Source organism: Enhygromyxa salina, assembly GCF_000737335.2.
GTDB classification, from domain to species: domain Bacteria; phylum Myxococcota_A; class Polyangia; order Nannocystales; family Nannocystaceae; genus Plesiocystis; species Plesiocystis salina_C.
The window spans coordinates 55,792-80,652 of the sequence record NZ_JMCC02000006.1; the positions used below are offsets into that span (position 1 = coordinate 55,792).

At 68.0% G+C, this 24,861-nt stretch carries 18 protein-coding genes; 6 read left to right on the forward strand and 12 right to left on the reverse strand.

Annotated features, from left to right (window positions below):
• Positions 1–2: 2 nt before the first annotated feature.
• A complete protein-coding gene (locus DB30_RS02990; RefSeq protein ID WP_052546446.1) occupies positions 3–431 on the forward strand; it encodes a YchJ family protein in 429 nt (142 codons plus the stop codon).
• A 15-nt stretch (positions 432–446) separates the two neighbouring features.
• The gene (gene arsB / locus DB30_RS02995) at positions 447–1,475 is read left to right on the forward strand and encodes an ACR3 family arsenite efflux transporter (protein ID WP_052546447.1); all 1,029 of its coding nucleotides are present in this window, start codon (positions 447–449) and stop codon (positions 1,473–1,475) included.
• A gap of 994 nt (positions 1,476–2,469) precedes the next feature.
• On the opposite strand, the gene DB30_RS03000 is transcribed toward arsB, so the two are convergent.
• The 5 genes from DB30_RS03000 to DB30_RS03020 are packed head-to-tail and all read right to left on the reverse strand — an operon-like array spanning position 2,470 to position 8,053.
• The gene (locus DB30_RS03000; RefSeq protein WP_052546449.1) at positions 2,470–2,964 is read right to left on the reverse strand and encodes a 3-hydroxyacyl-ACP dehydratase FabZ family protein; all 495 of its coding nucleotides are present in this window, start codon (positions 2,962–2,964) and stop codon (positions 2,470–2,472) included.
• Positions 2,961–3,935 (reverse strand): ACP S-malonyltransferase, encoded by a 975-nt coding sequence (locus DB30_RS03005; RefSeq protein WP_146657922.1) that lies wholly within the window; start codon positions 3,933–3,935, stop codon positions 2,961–2,963. Before DB30_RS03005 ends, DB30_RS03000 begins: the two co-directional genes overlap by 4 nt.
• Positions 3,902–4,669 carry an SDR family NAD(P)-dependent oxidoreductase gene (locus DB30_RS03010; RefSeq protein WP_052546451.1) on the reverse strand — a complete coding sequence of 256 codons (768 nt, stop codon included), beginning with the start codon at positions 4,667–4,669 and terminating at the stop codon, positions 3,902–3,904. Before DB30_RS03010 ends, DB30_RS03005 begins: the two co-directional genes overlap by 34 nt.
• Complete coding sequence (locus tag DB30_RS03015; RefSeq protein WP_052546452.1) at positions 4,647–6,038, reverse strand: phosphopantetheine-binding protein; 1,392 nt, start codon at positions 6,036–6,038, stop codon at positions 4,647–4,649. Before DB30_RS03015 ends, DB30_RS03010 begins: the two co-directional genes overlap by 23 nt.
• Positions 6,035–8,053, reverse strand: a complete 2,019-nt coding sequence (locus DB30_RS03020) for a beta-ketoacyl synthase N-terminal-like domain-containing protein (RefSeq protein WP_146657923.1) — start codon at positions 8,051–8,053, stop codon at positions 6,035–6,037. The genes DB30_RS03015 and DB30_RS03020 overlap by 4 nt, the downstream gene beginning before the upstream one ends.
• 30 nt (positions 8,054–8,083) lie before the next feature.
• On the opposite strand from DB30_RS03020, the gene DB30_RS03025 reads away from it, so the two are divergent.
• Positions 8,084–9,871: an NAD(P)/FAD-dependent oxidoreductase gene (locus DB30_RS03025; RefSeq protein ID WP_146657924.1), complete on the forward strand. Its 1,788-nt coding sequence runs from the start codon at positions 8,084–8,086 to the stop codon at positions 9,869–9,871.
• On the opposite strand, the gene DB30_RS03030 is transcribed toward DB30_RS03025, so the two are convergent.
• Positions 9,804–11,027 carry a hypothetical protein gene (locus DB30_RS03030; RefSeq protein ID WP_052546455.1) on the reverse strand — a complete coding sequence of 408 codons (1,224 nt, stop codon included), beginning with the start codon at positions 11,025–11,027 and terminating at the stop codon, positions 9,804–9,806. The two genes, DB30_RS03025 and DB30_RS03030, sit on opposite strands and share 68 nt — an antisense overlap.
• 108 nt (positions 11,028–11,135) lie before the next feature.
• Here DB30_RS03030 and DB30_RS03035 point away from each other — a divergent pair, with 108 nt between their 5' ends.
• Complete coding sequence (locus tag DB30_RS03035; protein WP_052546456.1) at positions 11,136–13,088, forward strand: vWA domain-containing protein; 1,953 nt, start codon at positions 11,136–11,138, stop codon at positions 13,086–13,088.
• 61 nt (positions 13,089–13,149) lie between these two features.
• Positions 13,150–13,779, forward strand: coding sequence for an RNA polymerase sigma factor (locus DB30_RS03040; RefSeq protein ID WP_052546457.1), 630 nt, complete (start codon positions 13,150–13,152; stop codon positions 13,777–13,779).
• 38 nt (positions 13,780–13,817) lie between these two features.
• On the opposite strand, the gene DB30_RS03045 is transcribed toward DB30_RS03040, so the two are convergent.
• The gene (locus DB30_RS03045) at positions 13,818–14,177 is read right to left on the reverse strand and encodes a hypothetical protein (RefSeq protein ID WP_052546458.1); all 360 of its coding nucleotides are present in this window, start codon (positions 14,175–14,177) and stop codon (positions 13,818–13,820) included.
• Between the two features lie 250 nt (positions 14,178–14,427).
• Between DB30_RS03045 and DB30_RS03050 the strand changes: the two genes are divergently transcribed.
• The gene (locus DB30_RS03050) at positions 14,428–16,677 is read left to right on the forward strand and encodes a serine/threonine-protein kinase (RefSeq protein ID WP_052546459.1); all 2,250 of its coding nucleotides are present in this window, start codon (positions 14,428–14,430) and stop codon (positions 16,675–16,677) included.
• A 31-nt stretch (positions 16,678–16,708) separates the two neighbouring features.
• Here DB30_RS03050 and DB30_RS03055 read toward each other — a convergent pair whose 3' ends face one another.
• The 5 genes from DB30_RS03055 to DB30_RS03075 form a co-directional block, all read right to left on the reverse strand.
• Positions 16,709–17,197 (reverse strand): hypothetical protein, encoded by a 489-nt coding sequence (locus tag DB30_RS03055; RefSeq protein WP_052546460.1) that lies wholly within the window; start codon positions 17,195–17,197, stop codon positions 16,709–16,711.
• 407 nt (positions 17,198–17,604) lie between these two features.
• Positions 17,605–18,924: a phosphatidylethanolamine N-methyltransferase family domain-containing protein gene (locus tag DB30_RS03060; protein WP_146657928.1), complete on the reverse strand. Its 1,320-nt coding sequence runs from the start codon at positions 18,922–18,924 to the stop codon at positions 17,605–17,607.
• Positions 18,925–19,096: 172 nt separating this feature from the next.
• Positions 19,097–20,500, reverse strand: a complete 1,404-nt coding sequence (locus tag DB30_RS03065; protein ID WP_052546462.1) for a carboxymuconolactone decarboxylase family protein — start codon at positions 20,498–20,500, stop codon at positions 19,097–19,099.
• 36 nt (positions 20,501–20,536) lie between these two features.
• Positions 20,537–22,615 carry a S9 family peptidase gene (locus tag DB30_RS03070; protein WP_146657929.1) on the reverse strand — a complete coding sequence of 693 codons (2,079 nt, stop codon included), beginning with the start codon at positions 22,613–22,615 and terminating at the stop codon, positions 20,537–20,539.
• Between the two features lie 145 nt (positions 22,616–22,760).
• Positions 22,761–24,860 (reverse strand): beta-propeller domain-containing protein, encoded by a 2,100-nt coding sequence (locus DB30_RS03075; protein WP_146657930.1) that lies wholly within the window; start codon positions 24,858–24,860, stop codon positions 22,761–22,763.
• Position 24,861 lies beyond the last annotated feature (1 nt).

Consider the following 24,861-nt stretch of genomic DNA (forward strand, 5'->3'; position numbering starts at 1 on the left):
ACATGGCTCCGCGATCCCCCAGCGCCGCCTGCCCGTGTGGCAGCGGTCGGACCTTCAAGCGCTGCTGCCTGCGCCTGCACCAAGGTCAGCCCGCGACCACCGCCGAGGCGTTGATGCGCTCGCGCTACGCGGCCTACGTCGTCGGCGCGGTCGACTACATCATCGCGACCACGGATCCCGAGGGCCCGCTCGCGCGCGCGGACCGTGAGATCTGGGCCACAGAGATCCGCCTGTTCTCAGCCCACACGCGGTTCGAAAAGCTCGAGATCCGCGAGGCCACGACCCTCGACCAGGACCACGCCGAGGTCCTATTCTTCGCCAAGCTGTCCCGCGACGGCGAGGACGTCTCGTTCAGCGAGCGCAGCAGCTTCGTGCGTCGCGCGGGCCGCTGGCTGTATGAGTCTGGTCAGGTCACCCCGCACGCGACATAAACTCCCGAACCATTCATGGGCACCTTCGAGCGCTATCTGTCACTGTGGGTCGCCTTGGCGATGTTCGTGGGCATCGGCCTGGGCCTGCTCGCGCCAACCGCCGCCGAGCTGGTCGCCAGCCTCGAGATCGCCCGCGTCAACGTCGTCGTCGCGGTGCTGATCTGGCTGATGATCTTCCCGATGATGCTGAAGGTCGAGCCTGGCTGCCTGCGCGAGGTTGGCCGCCAACCCAAGGGGCTGCTGCTGACGATCGGCATCAACTGGCTGATCAAGCCGTTCACGATGGCCGCGCTCGGCATGCTGTGCTTTCGGGTGCTGTTCGCCGATCTGGTCCCCGAAGCCGCCGCCGAGCAGTACATCGCCGGAATGATCTTGCTGGGCGTGGCCCCGTGCACCGCGATGGTGTTCGTGTGGAGCAACCTCAGCGGCGGCGACGCCAACTACACGCTGGTCCAGGTCTCGATCAACGACCTGATCATGGTGTTCGCGTTCGCGCCGATCGCTGGGCTGCTGCTTGGTGTCACGGATCTCGTGGTTCCGTGGGGGACCTTGCTCGCGTCGGTGCTGATCTTCGTGGTGATCCCGCTCGCGGCCGGCGTGGCCACGCGAAGCTGGCTGGCACGGCGGGGCCCCGACGGCCCGGCGGCGATCCAGGCGTTGGCCGGCAAGCTCAAGCCCACCTCGATCTTGGGACTGCTGCTCACGGTCGTGCTGTTGTTCGCCCTGCAAGCCCAGACGATCGTGGCCGAGCCCGTGCGCGTGGCGCTGATCGCCGTGCCGCTGCTGATCCAGAGCTACTCGATCTTCGCGCTTGGCTACGGCGTGGCCAAGCTGCTGCGGCTTCCCTACGAGGTCGCCGCGCCAGCTGCGATGATCGGGACCTCGAACTTCTTCGAGCTCGCGGTGGCCGTGGCGATCAGCCTGTTCGGGCTGACCTCGGGGGCCGCGCTGGCCACGGTGGTTGGCGTGCTGATCGAGGTCCCGGTCATGCTCTCGCTGGTGTGGTTCGCCAATCGCACCACCCACTGGTTTCCGAAGTCCTAGCGAGGCTGGCGCCTCAGACCGTCGAGCATGTAGACCTCTGCATGGACATCGCCTCGGTGAGCGGGTGCGGGGTTCGACGTGCTGATCGGGCAGCGCGCACGACCCGTGAGGGTCCCTCCGGGCACGGAGGGCTCAAGACGCGAATTTGCGTTGTCATGGATCGCTATCCCCGAGGTCGGGCTGTGGCTTCGGTGGCGCACTCGCAACGCCCTCTTATTGTGCCCGGAGAGACCCTCACGGGTCTCTTGTGCGCTTTTCGTCGTTCGAGACGGCGGCTACGCGCTCGGGATCGGGCAGTTCTTGGTCAACCACTGCTCCACTCGAGCGGGCCACGTCCACGCCTGCTGGCATCCACTGGTTTCGCGGGCGTACCTCGAGCATCGCCTGCGCACGCCTGGCTCCGGTGGCGAGCGGGTTGTCATCGGCGGCTTCTTGGGCGACGCGACGCGACGCCGCTCGGATGCTCGCGTGCGACAGCGCCCGGGTCGACGTTGTGCTCGGGGAGCGCTGTCGCTGCACCTGCGCGACCACTCGAACGACCACCGCAAGCATCGAGTGCAACCACCGCAACCAGCATTGTTGGACCCCAAGACGCCCCTCGATCCCGAGAGCGTAGCCGCCGTCTCGTACGACGAAAAGCGCACAGAAGACCCGTGAGGGTCGCTCCGGGCACAATAAGAGGGCGTTGCGAGTGCACCACCGAAGCCACAGCCCGACCTCGCCGACAGCGATCCATGACAACGCAAATTAGCGCCTTGAGCCCTCCGTGCCCGGAGCGACCCTCACGGGTCTTCTGTGCGCGCTGCCCGATCAGCACATCGACCCCCGCAGACCCCAAAACGAGCACGACGACCCGTGCGGCCTCTGTCGCTCACTCGAAGCGACCTCCTCGCGGGCAGGGAGATCCATGTTTGTTTGGATGCGCTCCTTTGCGCGTGCGCAAACTTGACTCAGATACACCGAATTTGAGGTGTCAAGGACGCTAGAGCGGCGATCAGGTTGGAGTCGCGCTGGTATCGACCGCCACCGCGATCGAGCCGCGCGCGACGACCCGCCGCCCGACCGCGGCGCTGACCTCGACCCGGTGCACCGCCCCGCGCCCGCCGACCAGCCGTGCCGCGTACTCGAGCAGGTCCCCTGGCTCGACCACGTGCAGCAGCTTGACCTCGACCGAAGCGAGCAACCCCCGATGCTGCGTGCTGGCGTTCGCCGCCAGCGTGCCGTCCTCGGCGAGCCTGGGCAGCAGCGCCCCAAGCAGGTTGGCGGTCTGGGCCAGGCCCTCGATCGTCATCACGCCCGGCCAGATCGGCCGACCAGGAAAGTGCCCCGCGAGGATCGGGTGGTCCGCCGTCACCCGAAAGCTCGCCCGCAGCTCGGTCCGCGGCGGCCCGTGCAGCGCGGTCACGCGATCGACCAGCAAGATCGGCGAGCGATGGGGCAACAGCGCCTCGATCCCGGCCCGCTCGAGCGGCGCATCCAGCAAGTTCACGCCAGCAGCTCCACGACGGCATCGAGCTCTCGGCGGGTCTCGACCCGATGAACCCGCAGCGCGCCCGCGTCGATCTTCGCGCCAAGGGTTGCCAGCAGCGAGCCAGCCAGCGCCTTGCTGGGCCCCACCAGCACCGCGTCGCGCACCTCGAGCTTGGCGAGGGTGCGCAGGCACGCGACCCAGCGCACGGTGTCGGTCATCTGCGCGACAAACGGGGCCACGAAGTCTTGCTCTGGACGACACAGACACCCGTCTTGGTTGGTGATGATCCCGCGGGATCGTGGCTGGGCGTTGGCGGCCGCGGCTTCGACAGCGACGCGAAATGGCGCGACGCCTGCGGCCATCAGCCGGCTGTGCCAGGCCCCATCGGTGGCCACGAAGCTGCCGCCGAACCGTTTGGCGATCTCCGCCAACGCTGGCCGCTGGCCCGACAACACCCACTGTCCGGGCCCGTTGTGAACCGCGGGATCGACTACCCCATGCGCGCGCCCGAGCGCGAGCGCCTCGTCGAGCTTGGCTGCTTCAGCTTCCCCAGTTGCCCCCGCCAGATCGAAGCGCAGGGCCAACATCGCCCCCGGGTGCGCCCGCGCCAGCTCGGCGAGGATCGCCCCGCGCCGGGCCGCCAGCGTCACCGCGTCGCTCGCCGTGATCGCCCCGCTCGCCGACCAGGCCGCCAGCTCGCCCAGCGAGTGCCCCATGCACAGCTGCCACGCGAGCCCGCGCTGTGCCAGCGCCGCGAGGATCGTCAGGTTGACCGCCGTCAGCAGCGGCTGCACGACCTGGGTGTGGTGCAGGCTTGGCCCGCCACGGCGCAGCAGCTTGCCCGCGTCAAACCCAGCAAGGCTCCCCGCGAGCTCGACGAGCGCGGACCCGGGGCCGACCCAGTCCTGGCCCATGCCCGGGTGCTCGGCCCCATGCCCGGCGAACAACACCGCGATCACAGCGACAGGCCCCCATCGACGATCAAGCACTGGCCCACGACGTAGCTGCTCGCGTCGCTGGCCAAGAACGCGACCGCGGCGGCCAGCTCGTTGGCCTGCCCCGGTCGCCCCGCGGGGATGTGGGCGGCCCACTGCTCGACCAGATCCCGACGCATGCGCTTGAACATGCCCGCGTCGAACATGCCCGGAACCACCGCGTTGACCCGCACCCCGCGAGGGATCAGCTCCAGCGCCAGCGCCCGGGTCAGCGCTTCGATCCCACCTTTGGCGGCCGTGTACGCGGCCCGGCCGGGGCGGCCGCGCTGGACCGTGACCGACGAGACGTTGACGATCGTCCCGCCGCCGGCGGCCAACATCGGGCGCACGACCGCGCGGCAGCAGTTCGCGGTGCCATCGAGGTTGTGGGCCAGCGACTCGCGCCAGCTCTCGGCGCTGGACATGGCGAACATCTCGTCGCGCGCGACCCCGGCGTTGTTGACCAGGATCTCCAGGCTCCCGCGCCGCGAGACCAGCTCGTCGACGATCGCCTGGACCGCCGCGGCGTCGGTGATCTCGATCGCCACGCACTCGCCCGAGCCACCGGCGGCGAGGATCGCCTCGACCACGCGCTGGGCGTCCTGAACCCGGCGCCGGTAGCCAACGACCACGTGCGCGCCGTCGCTGGCCAGCCGCGTGGCGATCGCGGCGCCCAGCCCCCGCGACGCCCCGGTGACCAAGGCCGTGCGCCCAGCCAGCGGCGGCTCAGACCAGCTCGAGGAGCCCATCTGCCTCTCGGGTGGCGTAGGTGTGCCGCTGCGGATCCACGTACAAGCTGAGGCTGCGGACCAAGGGCGCGACGGCGGTTGTCAGCAGCGGCTGACCGCTCGCGTCAGCCAGCGCCAGGCCCGGCTCGGAGGATTCGCGATCGAGCAGGGCAACGCCAACGTGGGCGCCCACGGCCGCGGATCGGTGCGCGAGCAAGACCTCGCCAACCTGCGCACCGTCGCGCCACAGCGCCGCCCCGGCCGTTGGCGCCTGGGCCTGCGCAGCCACGAACCAGCGGATCTGTCGAGCCGGCTCCCCGCGCGCTCGGGCGGCCCGCAGCGCGGCCATTCCTGGGACCTCGCGGGCGTCCGAGATCCGGCACTGCAGCTGCAGCTCGAGCGGCGACAGCCCGCGCAGGGCCGGCTCGCGGGCGCAGAAGAAGCCAGCCTCGATCGCGCATAGATCGATCGCACGACTGTCGACCTCGCGCAGATCAAACGCCTCGCCCAGCTCGCGCAGGCGCTGCCCGGCCGGACCCGCCTGCGCGCGCGGGACCAGCAGTTGATACGCGTACTCGCCGGTCTTGCCCATGCGAAACGCGAGGCCGCCAAGCTCGGGTACATCGAAGAAATTGAGATACGGGATGCCCAGCACCTCCGGCCCAACCAAGCGCTCCATGAGCTCCCACGCGAACGGGCCGCTCAGATCCAGGCACGCGTGCGTGGCTTCCAGATCAACGATCTCGACCGCCTCGCCCGGCGTGATCGCGTCGCGCAAGAACTCGCAGAGCTCGGCTTGGGTTGGCCCCTCGACGAACAGCACGAAGTCGTCATCGTCGGCGGCCGCGTGGACGTCGGCCCAGGCGTGGCCCTGCGGATCCATGAACAACGTGTGCAGGATCTGCCCGCTGCGAATGAACACATCGCGGGAGCTGAGGCGATCGATCAAGTCGAACGCCGCCGGCCCCTGGACCCGAACGCGGCGAAGCTCGGGCTCGCTCACCAGGGCAACCCGACGCCGGAGCGCCTCGCAGTCGCGCGCTAGCGGTGACGGATCGTCAGCCGCAAACTGCAGCTTGGCGCCAGCAGGCTCCGCGTCGCGGGTCTCGAGCGCGTGGTCCAACACCGCCTGAGCCAGCGTGCCCAGCGTGCGCAACGCTTGGCGGCTCTCGGGCGTGTCGCCAACCCGGACCCGTCGCCGACGCTCGATCTCCACGGCGAGGTCGACCGCGTCGACCGAGTCGAGCCCGAGCCCGGATCCGAACAGCACGACGTCGGGATCGATCTGCGCGGGCGGCAGCGGAACCCGCAGACGCTCGACCAGGATCGCCCGCAGCTCGTCGAGGATCTCGTGGCGCAGCGTGATGATCTCTTGCTCGCTCGCGGTCATGGGTCCGCGACACGATCGCACACGATCCGCGGGTCGTGTGCCTCCAACGCGATCGCACACGAGAGCGCACCCGGCTGCTGATCCACGATGAGCGCCCGCTCGATCTCCCCCGCCTGGATCGCCGCGCAAGCCCGCGCGACCGCGATCTGGCTCAGCAGCGGATCTGGCTGTTCACCCGCCCGCGGCCCCCAGCTGGCGCGGGCCGAGCTCGCGTCCCAGCCTGCGCGCTCGAGCGCTTGTCGCTTCGCCTGCGCGCCCGCGGCCGCTGGCGCGAACCCATGCGCCACCACCCGCACCGCCCGACTCGAGCCAGCTTGCGGTTGAACGTTCAGCGCCAAGCCGACCGCGTTGGCCTGCTGAAGATCCCCACACAGCTCACCCGCGAGCATCGTCTGCGCCGCGCCCTCGCGGATCGCCTCGACGGCATGCACCAACGCCACCAGCCCCGCGCATCGACCCTCCGTGCACACCCCAAACGGCCCGCGCAGCCCCAAGCCCGAAGCCGAAGCCGACGCTGGGTGCCCCAAGAAGGTCTGCGTGAAGATGTTGGCGCTCGCGCCGTACAGCCCCTGGCGGGCGTACTCGGCGGCCAAGAGCTGCGTCTGCACCCTCGACACCTGCGCTTGACCCACGAACAGCCCCGTCGGTGCTCGCCGCGACGGTCGCAGGCCGGCCGCGCGCAGGGCCTCGCCAAGCGCCACGCACAGCGCCACGCTCCAAGGCTCGAGCGCGCGCAGGTCGACGCCCCGGATCGCCCGGCGCGGATCCACACGGGCGACCCAGGCTGGATCGACGACCGCGACTCCACAGATATAGACCTCGCGCCGCGCTGGCTTGGATGTGGGATCGGGCTTGGGATCGGGCTTGGGTTCGGGCGGGGGCCCCTCGCGGGTCACGACCAGCGCCGCGTTCGCTCCACCAAAGCCCGCGTTCACGCTCACCAAGGTCCGCGGCGCACCGGGTCGCGGTCGCGGTCCAACGACATCCGGCGGCGCGCCGGGTCGGGGATCCGTGAACCCGATCGTGGGTGGGTGGGCGTCGTGATCCAGCGCGATCGTGCTGGCCACCAACTCGACCAGCCCGCACGCACCCTGGGTGTGCCCAACGAGCGACTTGAGCGACGACACCGCCACGACCTCGCGCCCCAGCCCACGCACGATACCGATCCACTCGGCGCCGTCGTTGGCCGCCGTCCCCGTCCCGTGGGCGCTGACGTGCTCGACCACGCTCGGATCACAGCCCCCGACCGCCAGCGCAGACGCGATCGCGCGCGCGACCCCGTCGCCCCCTGGATGGGGCTGGGTTGGGTGATGGGCATCGTTGGCGCTGCCCCACCCCGACACCCGCAGGCCCCCGCCCTGCCCTGCCGGATCCGGCGCGCCCGCGAGCAGCAGCGCCGCCGCGCCCTCGCCCAGGCTGGTCCCGACCAAATTCGAGAACGGCACACACGGCGCCTCCGCGAGCAGCCCGAGCTGATCGAAGCCGGCGATCACCCGGGGCGTGATCACATCGCTGCCCACCACCAAGATCCGCGCTGCGTCCCCGCGCGCGATCAGTCGGGCGGCGAGGCCCACCGCCAAGGTCGCGCTCGCGCAGGCGACCGACACCCCAAACCGTGGCCCGCCCAGCTCGAGCTCGTTGGCCAGCGTGCCCGCGATCGCGTGCATCGACATGTGATGATCTTCGACGTTCGACGCCCACACCAGCGCGGTCGTGGCCCGGTCCCCCGGCGACAGCCCGGCCACGGCCTGACGCGCCGCGTGGGTTGCCATCGCCAGACACAGCTGCGTCGCGCTCGAGTCCGGCGCGCTGGTGTGCCGCAGCTCCGGCGCGATCGGGGCGCTGGCAACCCACGCGCCGCGTCCCGGCGGCACGCCAAACCGCGTCGCAGGACAGATCCCGGTCGCCCCCGCCTGCATCGCCGCCCACACGTCTGCGGGCGAACAGCCGACCCCACACACAATCCCGACACCGGTGATCCACACGCTCGTCGCGGCTGCGCCAGATTGCACCACGGGCGCCCAGGATGGTAGCAGGGGATCAGCATGGCGGATAGCTTCGAGGTTGCGATCCTGGGCGGAGGTCTGGCGGCGCAGTGCCTCGCACGACACTTGCGGCGATCTGGCGTGACCGGGCCGATCGTCGTGATCGATCGCGGCCCGCTGCCGATCCCCGCGGCCACGCTCAAGCTCGGCGAGTCCACGGTCGAGGCCGGCGCGTGGTACCTGGGCCAGCGGCTTGGCCTGCACGATCGCCTGCTCGCCGAGCACGAGATGAAATTTGGCCTGCGCTTCTTCTTCAGCGCGGGCAACAACGACGACGTTGGCGAGCGCCTCGAGCTTGGCCCGCAGCACGCAGAGCGCTTTCGTCGGGGCCTGCGTCCACCCGCCTACCAGCTGCACCGCGGCCGCCTCGAGCACATGTTGACCCGGCTCAACGAAGCTGACGACGTCAGCATGCTGCCCCATACCCAGGTCGGTAAGATCACGCTGGCGACCGACAGCGGCCACCACCGCGTCGCGCTGGAAGACCAGACCACCGGCCGCGCCCACACGATCCACGCGCGCTGGCTGATCGACGCCAGCGGCCGCGCCGGGCTCTTGACCCGACCCGAGCAGCTGCGACGTCCGCTCGCCCATCGGGTCCGCGTCGCGCATGGCTGGGTCGCGGGGCGCATCGACCCCGAGCACTGGACCCACAACGAAGCGTTCACGCAGCGCATCGAGCCCGATCTGCGCTGGCGCAGCACCGTCCACCTGATCGGGCCGGGCTACTCGATCTGGATGATCCCCGTCGACAGACACATCACCTCGATCGGCGTGGTCGCGCGGCCCGAAGGCGGCGCCCTCGACCAGGTCACGGACGCGACCACCCTGCGCCGCTGGCTCGAGCACCGCGAGCCGCAGCTCGCGGCCACGATCGCCCGCAACGCATGGATCAACGGACCCCACATTGGCAACGTCCAAGCCCACGTCTCGCGGGTGGTCGTCTCGCCGCGGCGGTTTGGCGTGTGCGGGGAGTCGGCCGCCCACCTCGATCCCCTGTATTCGTCGGGCTTCGATCTGCTGGCGATCGCCAACGAGCTGATCGTCGCCACGATCCTCGACGACACGAAGGCGCGCCCCCTCGCGCCGATCTGCGAGCAGCGAAACGTCGTGTTCGCCCAGGTCACCCGGCAGTTGTTGAGCGTCTACGCAGACGCCTACCGCCTGCTCGACGCCCCGCGCATCGCAACCCACAAGATCACCTGGGACATCGCCACCTACCTGGGCTACCTCGCGCCGTTGATCATGTCGGGCACCTTTGGCGAGGCCACGCCGCTCGCGGATCACGTCGAGATCGCCGCCCGCGTGGTCCGGCTCAACCGCCGCATGCAGGAGCTGTTTACCAGCTGGCGGGCGCGCGCGGGGCTTGCCCCCCACGAGGTTCCCGCGGTCAACCTGGCCCACCTGCCCCCGGTCGCCAGCTGCTTTGCAAGGCTGGGCGACATGGCCCCCAGCGATCCACCGGCCCGCTGGCGGCAGCTGTTGCAGGACAACCTGCGGCTCCTCGAAGATCAGGCGATCGCTACTTTTTTGGACGCGGTCGCCGACCTCGGGCTCCCGCTCCCAGACGGGCCGATCAACGCCCACGCGATCAGCCTCGATCCCCGGGCGTGGGCCGCAGACGGGCTGATCCGCGCCGCCCCGCTCGACCACGAAGCCGCCCGCGCGGCCGCCCAGCGCGTCAGCGCGACCCGCCGCGGCATGTCGGGCAACGGCTCGCTCAGTCCACCTTTGGAACTCGAGCCAGAAACACGATCCCCGTCACCAGCAGACCAATCCCGGGAGTGACCGGGATCGACCCAAGGCCAAAGGTGAACACCCCCGCCGCAGTGCCGCCGAGGATCAACACGATCCCGATCCCCAGCATCGCGCCGCCGCCACGTCGGGTTCGCTGGGCCCGGGCCCGCTGCTCGGCCGTCCACGGCGGCGGCGCGGCGCTCAGGATGTCCCGGCGCAGCGCGACCACCCGGCGCGCACGCGTCGAGTTCAGCAGCACCTCTTCCCCCCTGGAAGCCTTCACAAAATAGATCTCGGGCGCGAGGTTCCTGATCTTCACATACGCCCATTGACCAATGAATTGCTCGATCGGCGCGGCGCGGACAAAGACCTCTTCGGGCGGCAGCTGGGGGCCCGCCAGCTCGTAGCTTGGCAGCGCGCCTTCGGAGCCAGGCTGCTGCACGCCCGGCTCGGCGGGCGGAGGACTCGACGCTGGCATCGTGGGCGCCGCGGTCGGGTCGCCCGGCTGCCCCATCGCGGGTCCCGTCTCCCCGGCTTCGTCGTCGGGCAACACCGGCGGTCCTTCGGCTGCGCGCGCGAGCAGGCGATTGGACCGGGTCGCAAACTCGGCCATCACCAAGCCCGGGTCCTGACGCTCGAGTCGCCAGCTGAGATGGTTGGCTGCCCGGCGCAGGCGCTTGCGCGACGCCGCGGGCGTCCCCACGCTCTCGCTGAGCTGCTCGAAGATGTCGCACACCTGCAGCGGAAGCCGCGGCTCGTCACGCAGCACCTGCAACAGATCATCGTTGTTGCCCTCGGCCATGCTCTCTACCTGCGAGAGCGAGCCAAGCACCGAGGCGTCGATGTCGACCGCGCTCCGGCGAATGATCTTTTGCAGCTCGGGATCCTCGGGGCCGAGCTCGTGGGCTGCCCCCGCGACCAGCATCGTGCGCAGGTACTCCTGCAGCTGCAGGTCGTGGTGGCGAACCATCGCGGACGCGTGCCCGGTGCGCGCGCCCAAGCCTTGGTAGTCCTCGTGGTAGCGAAAGTCCTTCGTGCCCTCGAGCAGCGCCTGGAGTCGATCGAGCTCCCGCGCGCGACCGCCGGTGCCCGCGCTGGGCCCCGCGCTCGAAGCTTGCGAGGCCGCGCACCCGCTCGAGGCCGCGCCGACCACGGTCAGCCCGCCCTGCACCAAGAACTTTCGTCGGTCGATCTGGCTGCCACGCATGTCCCGCGAGCATGCCACGCCCGCGCGCGGATCAGGCCAAAATGAGCGCGCATCAGCCACGCCGCCGAAAATGATCGATCCCGGCCCTCACGGCACCCCCCCGGGCATATGTCCCACCTCGCGCCATCCACCCTCGCGGTCCTCTCGCTCGCCCTCGCCACCCTCCCCGCCTGCGGCCAGGGCCCGGCGCCCGAGAACGGCCCCCTCGCTGGCGGCGACGCCGAGTGGTCCGAGGCGCCCATTCCCCAGCCTGGCGGCAACGGCGAGCCCGGCAGCGACCCCACCACCGCAGGTGACTCCGGCGGCACGGGCGATCCAGGCGGGGGCGACGACTGGAACGGGGACGGCGGCGATGGCGACGGCGATGCCGGCGACGGCGATGGCGACGGCGATGGCGATGGCGACGGCGACGGCGACGGCGACGGCGACACCCTGTTCGACTGCATCAGCCCCGAAGACCCAACCGCATGCGGCGTCGAGCCGCTGATCTGCGAGGCGTTCCCGTGGACCGACGGGCTTGGCGAGCCGCCGCCCATGACCCCAGCGTGCTGCATCGACGAAGACTGCGGCTGCGTCGACGGCTTGTGCACCGCCGCGGCGTGCACCGCCGACGGGTTTTGCGACTGCAACTGTCAGCTCGACGAAGACCCCGACTGCCTCGTCGACAGCTGCGCGATGCCAGCTCACGTCGCCGACGAGCCCGACGCCGCCTGCCCCGACTCGCTCGACCCCGTCGTGCTCTACATGAGCAACGACGACAGCAACTCGCAGGCCTCGCCAACCTTCGTGCGCCGCATGGTCGCCGACAACTTCGTGGTCCCGGCCTCGCGCGTGCGCGTTCACGAATTCCTGAACTACTACGATCTCAGCTACAGCAAGACGACCAGCGATCCGCTCGACGTTGGCGTTCAGATGCGCCGGACCAAGGCCGAGACCGGTGAGTTCACGCTGTTGCTCTACGCCCAGGGCAAGCACCTCGATCCCAAGGACCGGCCGCCCTTCAACCTGGTCTACACCCTGGACATGTCGGGCTCGATGAGCGGCGAGCCGATCGAGCTCTTGATCGACACCGTGACCGCGACGGCGGGGCAATTGCGCGCCGGCGACAAAATTTCGCTGCTTGGCTGGGACACCGAGCAATCGATTCTCCTCAACGGCTACGCGGTCACCGGTCCCAACGACCCTGTGCTCATGAACGCGATCGCCCAGATCGAGTCCGGCGGCGGCACCAACTTGCACGATGGCTTGGTCACCGGCTACGCCCTCGCCAACCAGCACTACATCGAGGGCGGCATCAACCGGGTGTTCCTCGTCAGCGACGGTGGGGCCAACGCCGGCATCACCGACATCGACCTGATCGCCGCCGAGGCCAGCGACTCGAACGGCGAAGGCATCTACCTGATCGGGGTCGGCGTCAGTACAGCCGGCGGCTACAACGACCAGCTGATGGACGACGTCACCGACGCAGGCAAGGGCGCGTACCTGTTCGTCGACAGCGAAGCCGAGGCCCAGCGCATGTTTGCCGACCCCGAGCGGTTCCTGGCCAACACCACGATCGCCGCACGCGACGTCCAGATGGAGCTGACGATGCCCTGGTACTTTGGCATCAAGGAGTTCCACGGCGAGGAGTACAGCGCCGATCCAGCCGAGGTCGAGCCCCAGCACCTCGCGGCCAACGACGCGATGAGCTTTCACCAGGTCATCCAGACCTGTGATCCCGACGCGCCCCACCAGCTCGACACGATCAAGGCCAAGGCCACCTACCTCGATCCGATCACCTTCGAGGAGCTGAGCGACGAGTACGTCGTCACCCTCGCCGATCTCGTGAGCGCCGACGCCTCACAACTGTACAAAGGTGACGTGGTCGTCAACTTCGCCAAATCGTTCATCGCAATCTCGGCGATGATCGACGCCCAGCAATACGCCGACGCGATCGGCACCGCCGACGCCATGGTCGGGTGGCTGCAGCAGGCCGCCGAGGACCTCGACGACGCCGAAATCGCCGACATGGTCGAGGTCATGAGCGACTACGCGACCGTGCTCACACAAAAGTACGGGTGAACGAATCGGCGAATGGGGCTAAAATACCCGCGCTCGAGCGCGTCGGGCTATTGTGCACCCCATGTCGAGTCCCCCCGACCCCAACAAATTGCGCGAGGGTGAGGCAGCAGCAACCGAGGCATTCCGCAGGTTGCTGCGCGCGCACATCTGCGGCTATTTCAACAAAGAGAGCCAGGTTCACGACGTCACCCAAGACGCGCTGTTGGACCTGCTCGCCAAGCTCGAGGCGGGCGCCGAGCCCAAGCAGCCCGAATACTGGGCACTCAATGCAGCGAATAACGCCGTACGCCGGGAGCTAACGCGGTTGCGGCGGCACGCCATCGAGTACCAATCGCAGGTCCATGGGTTTGCCCCCGACAACGGCGCCGACCACGCTGAGCTCATCGACGCCCGCGAGGACCTGCGCAAAATCAACGCGCTATTGGCTGACTGCGAGGAGGTGCCACTGCGCGCGCTCACGGCCGCCGTGGAGGGTCGCAATCACCGTGAGATAGCGGAAGAGCTGGGCATTAGCCCAGGTGCCGCCCGCATGACCTTGGCGCGTGCCCGCAGCGAGCTCAGCGAGCGGTTCACGGCGCGCCAGAAGATCGATCATCTGGTGCGGCTGGCCCGGCGGGCCGGGCTCATTGTCGAGCACACCAATGACGCCGCAAATGCAGACCCGAACGTCCCCGATTCCTCCTCGTCATGAGCTCGTCAGGAGCTCGTCAGGAGCGCCTCACGAGTTCGTCACGCGTGACCGGCAGCTCGATCGTATGCCAGCACATAGCGCGTCCCCGAGGTCTTGCCGGAGCGCACCAACAACCCTCGGTCGGCCATCTCCGCCAACACTTTTTGCGCCGTCCAACGCTCGAGGCCCATATACCGACAAAAAAATCCAGAGGCCAGCTGACGCTCGGGCAGCTGATGGAACACCCGCAAGATCGCGGCCTCCAGTGACTCGCCGGACTTGACCTCGAGCGCCGTCGAGCGAATCGCATGCGGACGAAGCAACTCACTGATCGTGATTTCTTGCAGCTCCCGGGCGTACGCCCCCTTGGCGATCAACGCCTGGAGCTGCTCGATCGTCAGCCCTGGACGTCCGCGCACTGCTTGTATCAACGCGGCACGCCGCGCCTGTTCTGCTAGCACCATTGCAGTTTCGACCATCGTGAGATCCTGCCTTTCGCCCCACAGATGGCAGACTGGTCCCTGATCTGTCACGAGTTAAATGCGACCAGGCATATGTGCATGGTCGCGCCCCACTGATGTTGCCAATTGCTCGAACGACCAAAGTTGCGCCCAGCCGGGGCCGCCAAGGGATCGCGCGTGGTTCGCATGCTTGTTACCATCTTCATCGATGGTGAACGTTCTACAGGTTTTCGACCCAGATCGCTTTCAGGACGTCAACCGGATCGGCGCCGGCAACAACGCGACTGTGTTCAGCGCGTGGGACCGTGACCTCGAGCGCCCCGTTGCGCTGAAGATCTCGATGGAGGACACGTTGCTGGACATTCTTGGCAATGAGCGGCTCGCCGACCTCGGCATCGCCGCTGGCCTGCAACAGTTCATCGACGAGGTGGGTGGTCGTGAGCACCGCTACACCCTGCTGCGCGAGGCCAGGTTGCTCGCGCGCGTCCATCACCCCAACGTCGTCGCGGCCCTCGACGTCGGCGTGCTCGATGGTTCGATCGCGCTGGTGATGCCCTTGATGTCTGGCGGCGTGCTCGATGGCGAGGCCCGCGACGGCACCTGGCAGCACGTGCTCGAGCTCGCGCTCGCGATTGGCGAAGGTCTCGCCGCGCTGCACGAGGCCCGCATCCTTCATCGCGACGTCAAACCAAACAACGTGCTCTTCGATGGTCGCGGGCGCCCACACATCACCGATCTCGGGCTCGCCTGCTCGCTCGACGACGACGAAGCGATGGCCGATTGGCCGGGCACCCGCGACTACATGGCCCCCGAGACGCGGGCGCGCAGCCATCGGGATCAACGCGACGATCTCTATGCGTACTGCATCGTCGTGTTTCAGATGTTCTATGGCCACATGCCCTTCGCCTCGAAGGCAGCCCGGGTCGCAGGTCGCGTGTCGCAGATCGTTCGGCCCGGTGACATGCCGGCGGCGGTGCGCGAGGTGCTGGTGTGCGGGCTCCATCCCGCAGCCGAGCGGCGCTGGCCGGACATGCCCACCCTGCTCGCCGCGATGCGTCACGCGGGCGCCCCCGAGACCCGACGGCACTGGCCATGGCTGGCCGCCTCGGTCACGGCCGCGTTCGCGGTCGGCGTGTTCACATCGTCCACGCTCGTGTGGGCCGACGCGTGTGACGACGTCGCCAGCGAGATCGCCTGGGACCAGAGCCTCGCGCGCGAGCTTCGTCGCACGCTCGGAAGCCGCTCGGCCAGCGACGCGCTCGACAGCTGGGCGGCCCGCTGGGTGGCCATGCGCGGCCAAGAGTGTCACGCGGCCAAGCGCGCGGGCGGAGCCCCGGTCCCAAGCCCGTGCGCGGCCCGACTGCAGTCCCGCTTCGACGCCACGATCCGGGTGCTCTTGGACGAGCCAGCCCAAGGTGCGGTCAACTATACAAAGGTCATCAGCGATCTCCCCCCGCCCGAGCGCTGCCTCGATGAGCCCAACCTCGCAAGCGACACCCCACGCAGCGAGCTGCGTGAATTCAGCTCGCTCGCCGCGCTCGATCGGGGCACCACGCCCGGCATGCTCGAGCTACGTGACCGCGACGACGAGCTCGCCGCGTTGCTCTCGATCGACGAGTTCGGCGAGTGTTGCGGGGAGCCTGCCCACGTGAAGCAGGCCGAGTACCTCGCCCTCGCCTGGGTCCACCAGAGCGCCTACGACATCGCGCGAGCGATGTACTGGGGTGGCCTCATCCACCGACGCGAGCACGACCTCGACGAGGCGCAGCGTGTTCTGATCAGCGCCTTCGAGCGCGCGACAGCCGTGGGGGCCAACGAGCTTGGCGCAGAGGCGATGCTCGAGCTCACCATGATCGCCGGCCAGCGCGGCCAGATCGCCAGCGTTGACGCGTACGCCCTGCTCGCGCGGGGCCTGCTCGCGCGCACGCGGGCGGATCGTGTCGCCGAGGTTCTGCGCGTCCATGGGCTCGCGTTGCTCTCGGGTACGCAAGCCGATCAGGATCGCGGCGTCGAGTTCCTCGAGCAGTCCGTGAGCATGTATGAGGCCAAGCACGCCCGCTATGGTGGCCCCCGCGAGGACATCGCCACGGCCACGCACGCGCTCGCCCACGGCCTGCTCGTGGTTGGCCGCAACGAGCAGGCGCTCGACGCCGCGCAGAACAGCCTCGACCTCCACGTCGAGGCCTTCATTGGTTGGACCCCTCAGACCCACCAGCTGCATCGGCTGATCTTCGAGGCCCAGGTCAAGCTCGGCCTGCTGCGCGAGGCAGCGGAGACCCGCGAGGCCCTGATCCAGCCGTTGTTCGACGCCGGGTCGGTCGCGGCCGGTATCGATGAGTGCGAGTGGATCGCCGGAACTTACGCGCAGGAGGGCGACACCACCGTCGCAGAAGAGTGGCGAATTAAGGGGCGCCGGGCCGCCGAGCTGCTGAAGCCCGACATGCCCGACGCCCTTTGAGTTGAGCCTGGGTTGGTCCGAGACTAGGGCGCTACTCGTCCCAATCCACGCAATCGAGCGTGCCGTCCAAGAAAGTGGCGAGGCTGGAACACCAGTAGATGTCCTGCTCGTCGCAGGTCCCGGCCCCATCCACGATCTCTGTACAAATGCCCCACGAGCAGCAGATGAAGGCGGCCTGCGGCTGCTGGTTGTAGCCTGGCGGCTTGGGGCCGCACTCGTTGACCGCGCAGAAGTCGGGGACTTCGAAGTAGCAGTTGACCCCACCGGCGCCGTTGACCTCGCCCAGGTCACAGTGATAGCGGGTCTCCCCGGCCTGGCACCCGTTGTTCGTGAACGCGAAGCAGCTGTTGCCTGCGCAACAGACGTCAGCGTCATAGACGGGTGCGCCTTCCACGTGGGGGCTGCAAATGACCGGTGTACCGGTCGCGCGATTGACCACGTCACACAGGTCCCGGACGCCGTCGCCGGCGGGGGTCATTGTTGCGAAGTAGGAGAGGAGGACTTTGATGGCGATGTTCATCTTGGTTGGTTCCCTTTCGCTCGCGGGATGCGAGCTCCAGCAATAGTCGCATCCCGTCAATTGGCCGCTTCGCACCCGGCCCGATCGGTCCCCATCAATTCATCGCGCTCCTGCATATCGGTCGGGTCTGGCCTCGCAAGCCGGTCGGGTTGTGAATCTCCGCCCCGAACATGCGACCTCGCTACCGCCTTAATGGGGAGGATCTGGCTCGCCTAAGACCTCGATATTGATCCCAAAGCCAGTCAATTCGCCCGACAATTAGACTAAAGTCACGCGGGACCGAGCCGCGCACGCTCGAGCTCTTCGGTCGCGCGCGTCCGGCCAATCAGCTTCGAGGGCGAGCGCGCGAAACTTGCGTCATCGCGTGATTGCTCGTGACTCTTCGCATGCCCGCGCGCGGGCGCGGATCAGAACACGCCCGGCAGCATCCGCCACGGCACCAGCCGGCGATATTCTGCCCACGACTCGCCGTATTTTCGGGCGCAGCGATCATCATCGCGGAGCGACCGATGAACCAGCAAGATGGTCAAGAACACCACGTAGAACCACGGCAGCCCGCGCTCGAAGCCAACCGGAATCGTCCACGCGACCGCGAGCGCGAGCTCCGGCAAGTAATGGAAGTGGCGGGCGACCCCCCACCAGCCCGACACCAACAGCAGGTTTTGACGCGGCACGCCGTCCGCGGGGGTGTAGGACGCCACGATCGTCCGCGGGGGTCGGCCCCAGACCTTGGTCTGGCCGTTGGTCGCCCGCACGCGCTGCCGCTGGGCGTCGGCTTGATAGTTCACGTAGATCGCCGTGACCCCCGCCGTGAAGATCACCGCCGCGACGGGCCAGCTCAGCGCGAACGGATGGTCGACCAAGAACAAGGTCGAGATCGTGTAGACGCTTGGCAGCCACCCGCACACGCCCCACGCGATGTAGAACCCAAACCGGTCGTGCATGATGTCGATCGACTGAAAGTAGCCGGTCTCCCACACGAAGAACTTGAACACGTAGACGACCTGCAGTGACACGGCCACCAACATCGAGGTGCTCAGCTCGCCATGCTGCGAGATCTGGGCGGCCGCGTCCGACAACACCATGATGCTCCAGCCCATCATTGCGTAGCGGCAATTGATCAGCTGCTTGAGCTCGATCCCGGCGATGTTGGGGTGCAGCTGCGTGCCCCAATAGAAGTCCCAGATCGGTCGCCCGGTGCCGCCGGCATCGCGCGACGCCGGCATCTTCAGGCCGGTAGCGTAGAGCCACAGACACAGCAACAGCGCGAGCAGGCTCGAGGTCACCAGCAGCTCACCAAAATGATCGTAGACGACCGACGCCGAGAACAACCCCAAGGGGCCTGTCGCCAAGAACCACGCGATGTGGGTGACGATGAAGGCAGCGACGCCGTTGTCCCAGTAGCGCGGTCGGTTGCCAGCCGGCGACACCGGCCCCTCGCGGGCCTCGCCTGGCAGCAACAGCAGCAGCGCCGCCTGAAAGGTCACCCACAGCGCCAGCATCCCCGCCGCGACCCACGACGGCCGCGGCAGCTTGGCCAGGACCTCGAGCGGGCGCTCGAGCGCCGCGAGGACGCTGCCATCATAGTGCACCGTGACGACATAGAGCAGCAGCACGAACAACGGCGATCCAAACACGAGCACCGTTGGAACCAACGCCCTCGTCCACCACGCGCCGCTACCCGCCAGCCAGCCGCCGGCCTGTTTCGAGTCATCTCCCGCAGTCATTGGACCCAGCCTGGTTTTGCGCGGTCGCGCCCACAACCTCGACGTTCGCGTATTGCGTGACGCGCATCACGCGACGGAAGACTTGGCAAGCAGCGGCGTGTCGCACTCGCGCAACACCATAGCCCCAAGTTGTTTCAGCGCACAGCAGGCCAAGCCAAATCGTGGTGCAGCGTCACCCGGGGCGCAGGATCTTTGCCACTTGTTGGTCCCAGCTCGCCGCGTTGGGATGGGGCGTCTGCACCAGACCCAACAGCTCGCCGTGTTGGGCGACAAACGCCGCGATCGGCGGCTCATGGGTACTCACTGGATAGGTAGAAGTGTAGCGATGCAGCATCGTGAAGGTTGCGAGTGTCACGATGAGCTCGATGATGCCAACCGGGCTGTGGCCACGCATCAGGCCGGCGATCTGGTCGTTGCTCAGCTCCACGGGCGGCTTGGCGATCGACCGCGCCAGCGCGAACGCAGCGGCCTCGCGGGTCTCGGGCTGACTCGGCGCCAGCGCGTCGAGCAACATGCCCACGTTGGCCCCGCTGCGCATGGCCCCAAACGCGAAGTGGGCGGCGAGCAGCTGGTTGTTGCACGCCCGCGCGGCCACGAAGCCCATCGCGTATTTCAGCCACATCGCGGTTGGCCCTTGCATCGTGTGCAGCCGCTCGATCAGCACGTGGGCAAATACGCGCTTGGCCGCGATGCGATCGACGTTGAGTATGTAGCTGGGCACGAAGCCCAGCGCCGCTTCGACCTGCGCGTAGATCTTGTCGGCGCGCTTTTCTATTGAGCTTAGCGACGTGCGGCTATAGTTGATCACCCCCGCGATCGTCTGGGCCAGCTCGATCGGGCCAAGGGTATCGCCGTCATCGGTCTGTGCGTCGGCTTCGACCAATTCACGATCGTAGCGCTCGTCGTAGTTCTTGTTGGGGGTCCACGCGCTCGCGGCCAAGTGGGCCTGCGACTGGGTGAGCAGCCGCTGCTCGAGCACGACCCCGAGCGTGTCCATGGCGCAGTTGAGGAAGCCCATCAGCGTGGCCGCCAGCACGATCGATTCTTCGTCGCGCTCGCTGAAGTGCGTGGCCAGACCCACTCGATGCTCGAGGCTGAGCTCGCTGGGCATCCGCGCCGCGGCCGTCGCGTACTCGATCGCCGCGAGGTCGGCGAGCGAGAAGTTGCTCGAGTCCAGCGGCGCCATCGCCTCGGCGTTGCGCAACAGCGACCCCCCGGGCCCCTTGAAGATCGTCCCCATCCCCGCCGCGTGGGCCGAGCAGTAGGCGCAATCATAGGACCGGCTGGCAACGTAGACGACGAGGCTGCGCAGATCCGGCGAGATGCCCCGGCCAAGATCACAGCGCGGAATGTCGAGCAGGCTGGGGACCAGCACGCTGTAGGTTGTGAACGCTGGCGGCCAGATCTCGAGGTAGCTCATCGCGTGGGGGACCACGCCAAGGATCTGGCGAACCATCAACGCGACCGCGCGGTAGCGATGGACGATCTCTTCGCGACTGACCGCATAAGGACGCAGGGCGTATTCCAGCGTGGGCTTGGCTGCGCCGTGCTCGGGGGTCTGGCTGTCGTCGTCCACCTCGCAATTTCATATCACGATCCGCGCACGCCGAACTCAGCTTCCATCGACCGCCTCGGCCTGCGCGTCCTCCCCCACACCGACGCCAAGCAAGTGACGCTCGAAAAAGGTCGCCATCAACCCGTAGAAGGTGTCACGGTTGATCGCCTTGCGAAACCCGTGGCCCTCGGTTGGCGCGAGCATGTACCAGACTTCCTGACCCTGCTCGCGCAGCGCGGCGACGATCTGCTCGGCCTCGTCGACCGGCACCCGGGGATCATTCGCGCCATGAGCGACGAACAGCGGCGCTCGGATTTGCTCGACGTTGGTGATCGGCGACAGGCGCTGGAGCACCTCGCGAACGTCGGGATCGCGCTCGTCGCCATACTCGGCGCGACGCAGGTCCCGCCGATACCCGCGGGTGTTCTCGAGAAAGCTGACCAAGTTGGCGATGCCGACCATGTCGCAGCCAGCGACCAGGCGGTCGGCGTAGGCCGCGAGGCTCGCCAGCACCACGTAGCCGCCGTAGGATCCACCGACCATGCCGACCCGCGCCGCGTCCAGCGTGGGCTCGCCCGCGATCCAATCGAGCACCGCGCCGACGTCCTCGATCGCGTCGCCCCGCAGCACGCCGTCGTCGAGCCCGCGAAACCGCCGACCGTAGCCGTCGGATCCGCGAATGTTGGGTCCGAGCACCGCGATGCCGCGCGACACGAAGAATTGGATGATCGGGCTGAACTCGGGCCTGAACTGATCCTCGGGCCCGCCGTGGATCCACACCAGCACCGGGTGCGGCCCCGGCCCCGGCGGCGAATAGATGAACACCGCCAGCGGCACCCCATCGCCGCTCTGGACCCGCGCCAGCCGGGGATGCACGAAGCCGGTTGGATCCGCGCCGGTCGGGCTCTGGGTCCAGCGGGTCAGGTCCCCGCGACGAACGTCGAGGCCATAGACATCGGTTGGCTGAACCGCGGAGCCGGCCGCGAACGCGAGCTTGTCGGGCCCTGCCGCGCGCAGACCTGTCAGCACGCCGCCGCGCGGAAGGTCCAGCTCGCGCGCGGTCCCGGTCGCGACGTCCAGCAAGAACAGGCGGCTGCGGCCGTCCTCGTTGATTGCGTAGGCGATCCGCCCGCCGGACAGGGGCGCGAAGCTCTCGACGTCCCACCCCACGCTGGGTGTGACCTGCGACCAAGTGCCCTGGGTGTCGAGGACGTGCAGGCCCACGTGGTCTTGCCCGCGGTCGCTGAGCACCAGCAGGCTTCCGTCGGCGAGGTAGCGCGCGTCGAGGTAGGCCGCGTCGGGGTTGGCGGTGTCGGGCAGCGCGACCAGGGAGCCTTCGTTTAGCGCGTAGCGCATGATCGCCGAGCGCTCGACCGACCAGAACCGCCGCAGCAGCACCTCGGCGCCGTCGGGTCGAATGGCCTGGGCGATCCACTGGCCATCGAGCTCGCCGGCGAGGCTCAGCGCGGCCCCAAGCTCGTCCGAACCGAGCTTGTGCGAGACATAGAGATCCATGTCGGGCTCGCTGCGCGCGTTCCCGGTCAGCACCACCATGGGGCTGGGCGTCGCGACCACGCGAAACGGCCCGTGGCGACTCACGCCATCGGTCAACAAGGTCTCGACCCCGCTGAGGTAGTTCTGGTGATACAGCTGGTGATCTTCGTTGCCGTCGATGTCACGGCGAAACAACAGCTCATCGGGTCGCCCCGGGAGCGGGGTTGCCTGCACGACCGGCTCGAGGCCCGACGTCAGCGGCCGCGGCTCGGCGCCCGGCTTGGACACCAACATCACCTGCGTCGTCGACCCGTGGCGGCCGAGCACCAGGATCTGATCGGTCTCGGGCATCACCGCCGCCAGGCGCATGCGGCTCGCGTCGAGGTAGGGGCGCAGCGCCGCGGCCATGGTCTCGGAGATCGGCGGCGTCCCGTCGAGCACCGGGAGCACGCCGTCCGGCGTGTCGACCTCGAACTCGAAGTCGGTCGGATCCGTCGGGCCACCGATCACGCCGCGATCGTCCTCCGGCTCGGGCTCGGGCGCGGGCGCGACAACTTCCGCCGGGAGCGGCGACGACGGCTCGGGTCGGGGCGTGCACGCCAGCGCGGCGAGGCATACGAGCCAGGTGGCGCGGCGGTTCACGGCGCGGAGCATAGCGGGCGACTGCGAAAACGCGAAGCGCGGGCGGCGTGGCGGCATGGTCAACCCATGTTGGCGGCCACCCAGTTAAGCGTCGCGGGGTCCGGTCGTGAGACCGAACCCCGCGCGAAGTTCTACAAGCTGCTCGCTAATCGAACAGCTCGATCGTCACCCTTGGATTCTCGAGGCTGGCGATATGCGACACGTTGACCAGGTCGCGCGCGATCGAGAACACCCAGTCCTCCAGGAACACGGAGCGCTTGACCTTGGAGTCCGAGTTGGTCCACCAGTTGTAGCACTTGCCGCTCACGTTGTTCGGCGACTCGGGCTCCTCGTGTGGGATCCCGCCGACGAGGCTGAAGCCGCCGTCGGTGGTCACGTGATAGACGAGCAGACCGCTGAAGGTCATGAAGTCGCCGTAGAGCCCGTTGCCGCCGTCCTCGTCGTCGTCCTCGCAGATCGTCATGGGCACCGCGAGCAGGTCGCGGGCCTTGAAGTAGGTGAACGCGAGGTGGTTGGTCGCGGCGTCCGAGGTTGATCCGCGGGTGCCAATGACCTCCTTGAAGGCGAGCTGGGGGTCGTCGAGCTGGGAGACGTCGATGACCTGCAGCTGCAGACCCTGGAAGTAGGCGAAGCTGCCCTCGTCCGAGGCGTCGTAGCCCATGGTCAGGAGGTGCTCCGTGTCCATTGGGTGCATGTACGTGGAGAAGCCCGGGATCTTGAGCTCGCCAAGGATCTCGGGCGCGGTGGGATCCGCCAGGTCGATCACGAACAGCGGGTCGGTCTTCTTGAATGTGACGATGTACCCGGTCTCGCCGTTGAACCGAACCGAGCGGATGTCCTCTGTCGGGGCGATGTTGTCGATCTGACCGAGCGTGACGAGCGACGAGCCCTCCTGGCCAAGGGTCGTGATCGTGCTGTGGACGCCCGGCTGCGGGACGCGCCCGCTGGTGGTCGCGATTCGCAGCACCTCATCGCGCTCGCTCATCGAGAACTGGTTGAGGATCCGGCCCTTGATGACCCCGCTCGCGTTGTACTTTGGCGCGACCCCGCCAGACGTGAGCGCGAACTTGTGCACGGTGGTCGCGTCGTTGATGTCGGGCGCGATCTCGGGGAACCACTCCTCGTCGTTGTAGTCGCGCCTGTGCCGGACCGCGAGGTACATCGACTCGGCCGTGCCATAGATCGCGCCGGGGCGGCTGAGGATCGTGGTCGCGTGCATTGGCTGCTGCTCGCCGATCTCGAAGGTCGCTAGCGACACGAAGCCAAGCGCGTCCTTGCTGCTCGACAAGTACACGTCTTCGCAGGACGACAGCGGCTCCTCGGTCTCGAACACGTCGTCGTTGACGTAGACCGTGTCCTGGACCCTGGGCAGCAGATCCTCGACCGGCGCCTCGTTGATCAGCGCGATGTTGGCCTGACGCAGCTCTTCGAACATCTCGTCGACAATCTCGACCGTGAAGCCCATCTCGCCAAGGTCGCAGTACGAGTTTGGCAGCTTCGCCGGCCAGTAGGTCATGCCCTCGACGTCGTACTCGGGGAACACCAGCGCGGTGTGGACGTCCATCCCAACCCGACGAGAGTTGAGGTACGAGCCGTTGAACCGCATCTCCCGCGTGAGCACGGGGTTCGCACGATCGCTGATGTCGAGCACCGTGATGTGCAGCGGGCTGTTGTCTCCGGTGAAGTCGCAGTCGTAGCCGTAGGTGCAGGTGTCCTCGAGGCCCTGCCAGCCCTCGTCGGTCGACGCATAGATGACGGCCATGTCCTCGTGCACGTACATCCGCCGGGGCGTGCCCTCGAGGTTGTAGGTCGAGAGCACGTGGGTCTCTTTGGCGGGCCACGCGTCCATGATCCAGAACTTGTTGTCGGCGAGGACGTAGAGGTAGCCGCCGTCGTTCTTGACGAAGTCCGCCTCGTCGACGTCCGCCTCCTGGGTGTTGGTCGTCGTGTACTCGCCGGCCTCTTCCTCTTCTTCCTCTTCTTCCTCTTCCTCTTCGCCCCACTCTTCGCAGGTGTGCGTGACCGACCAAATGGCGCTGTCGTGCCGCCACTCGAGCTCCGCCTCCATGTCGGCGATGATTCGGCTCTTGAGCTGGTCCTCGATCAGCTCGCAGGCGCCCGCGGGCTCGATCTCGCCCGGGACTTCCTCAATTTCCTCTTCGGGATCTTCGAAGAGGACGCAGCTCAGCGGTAGTGCTAGCAAAGTTGCAGCGGTGATGAGACGCAGCGGTGATGACGGCTTCATG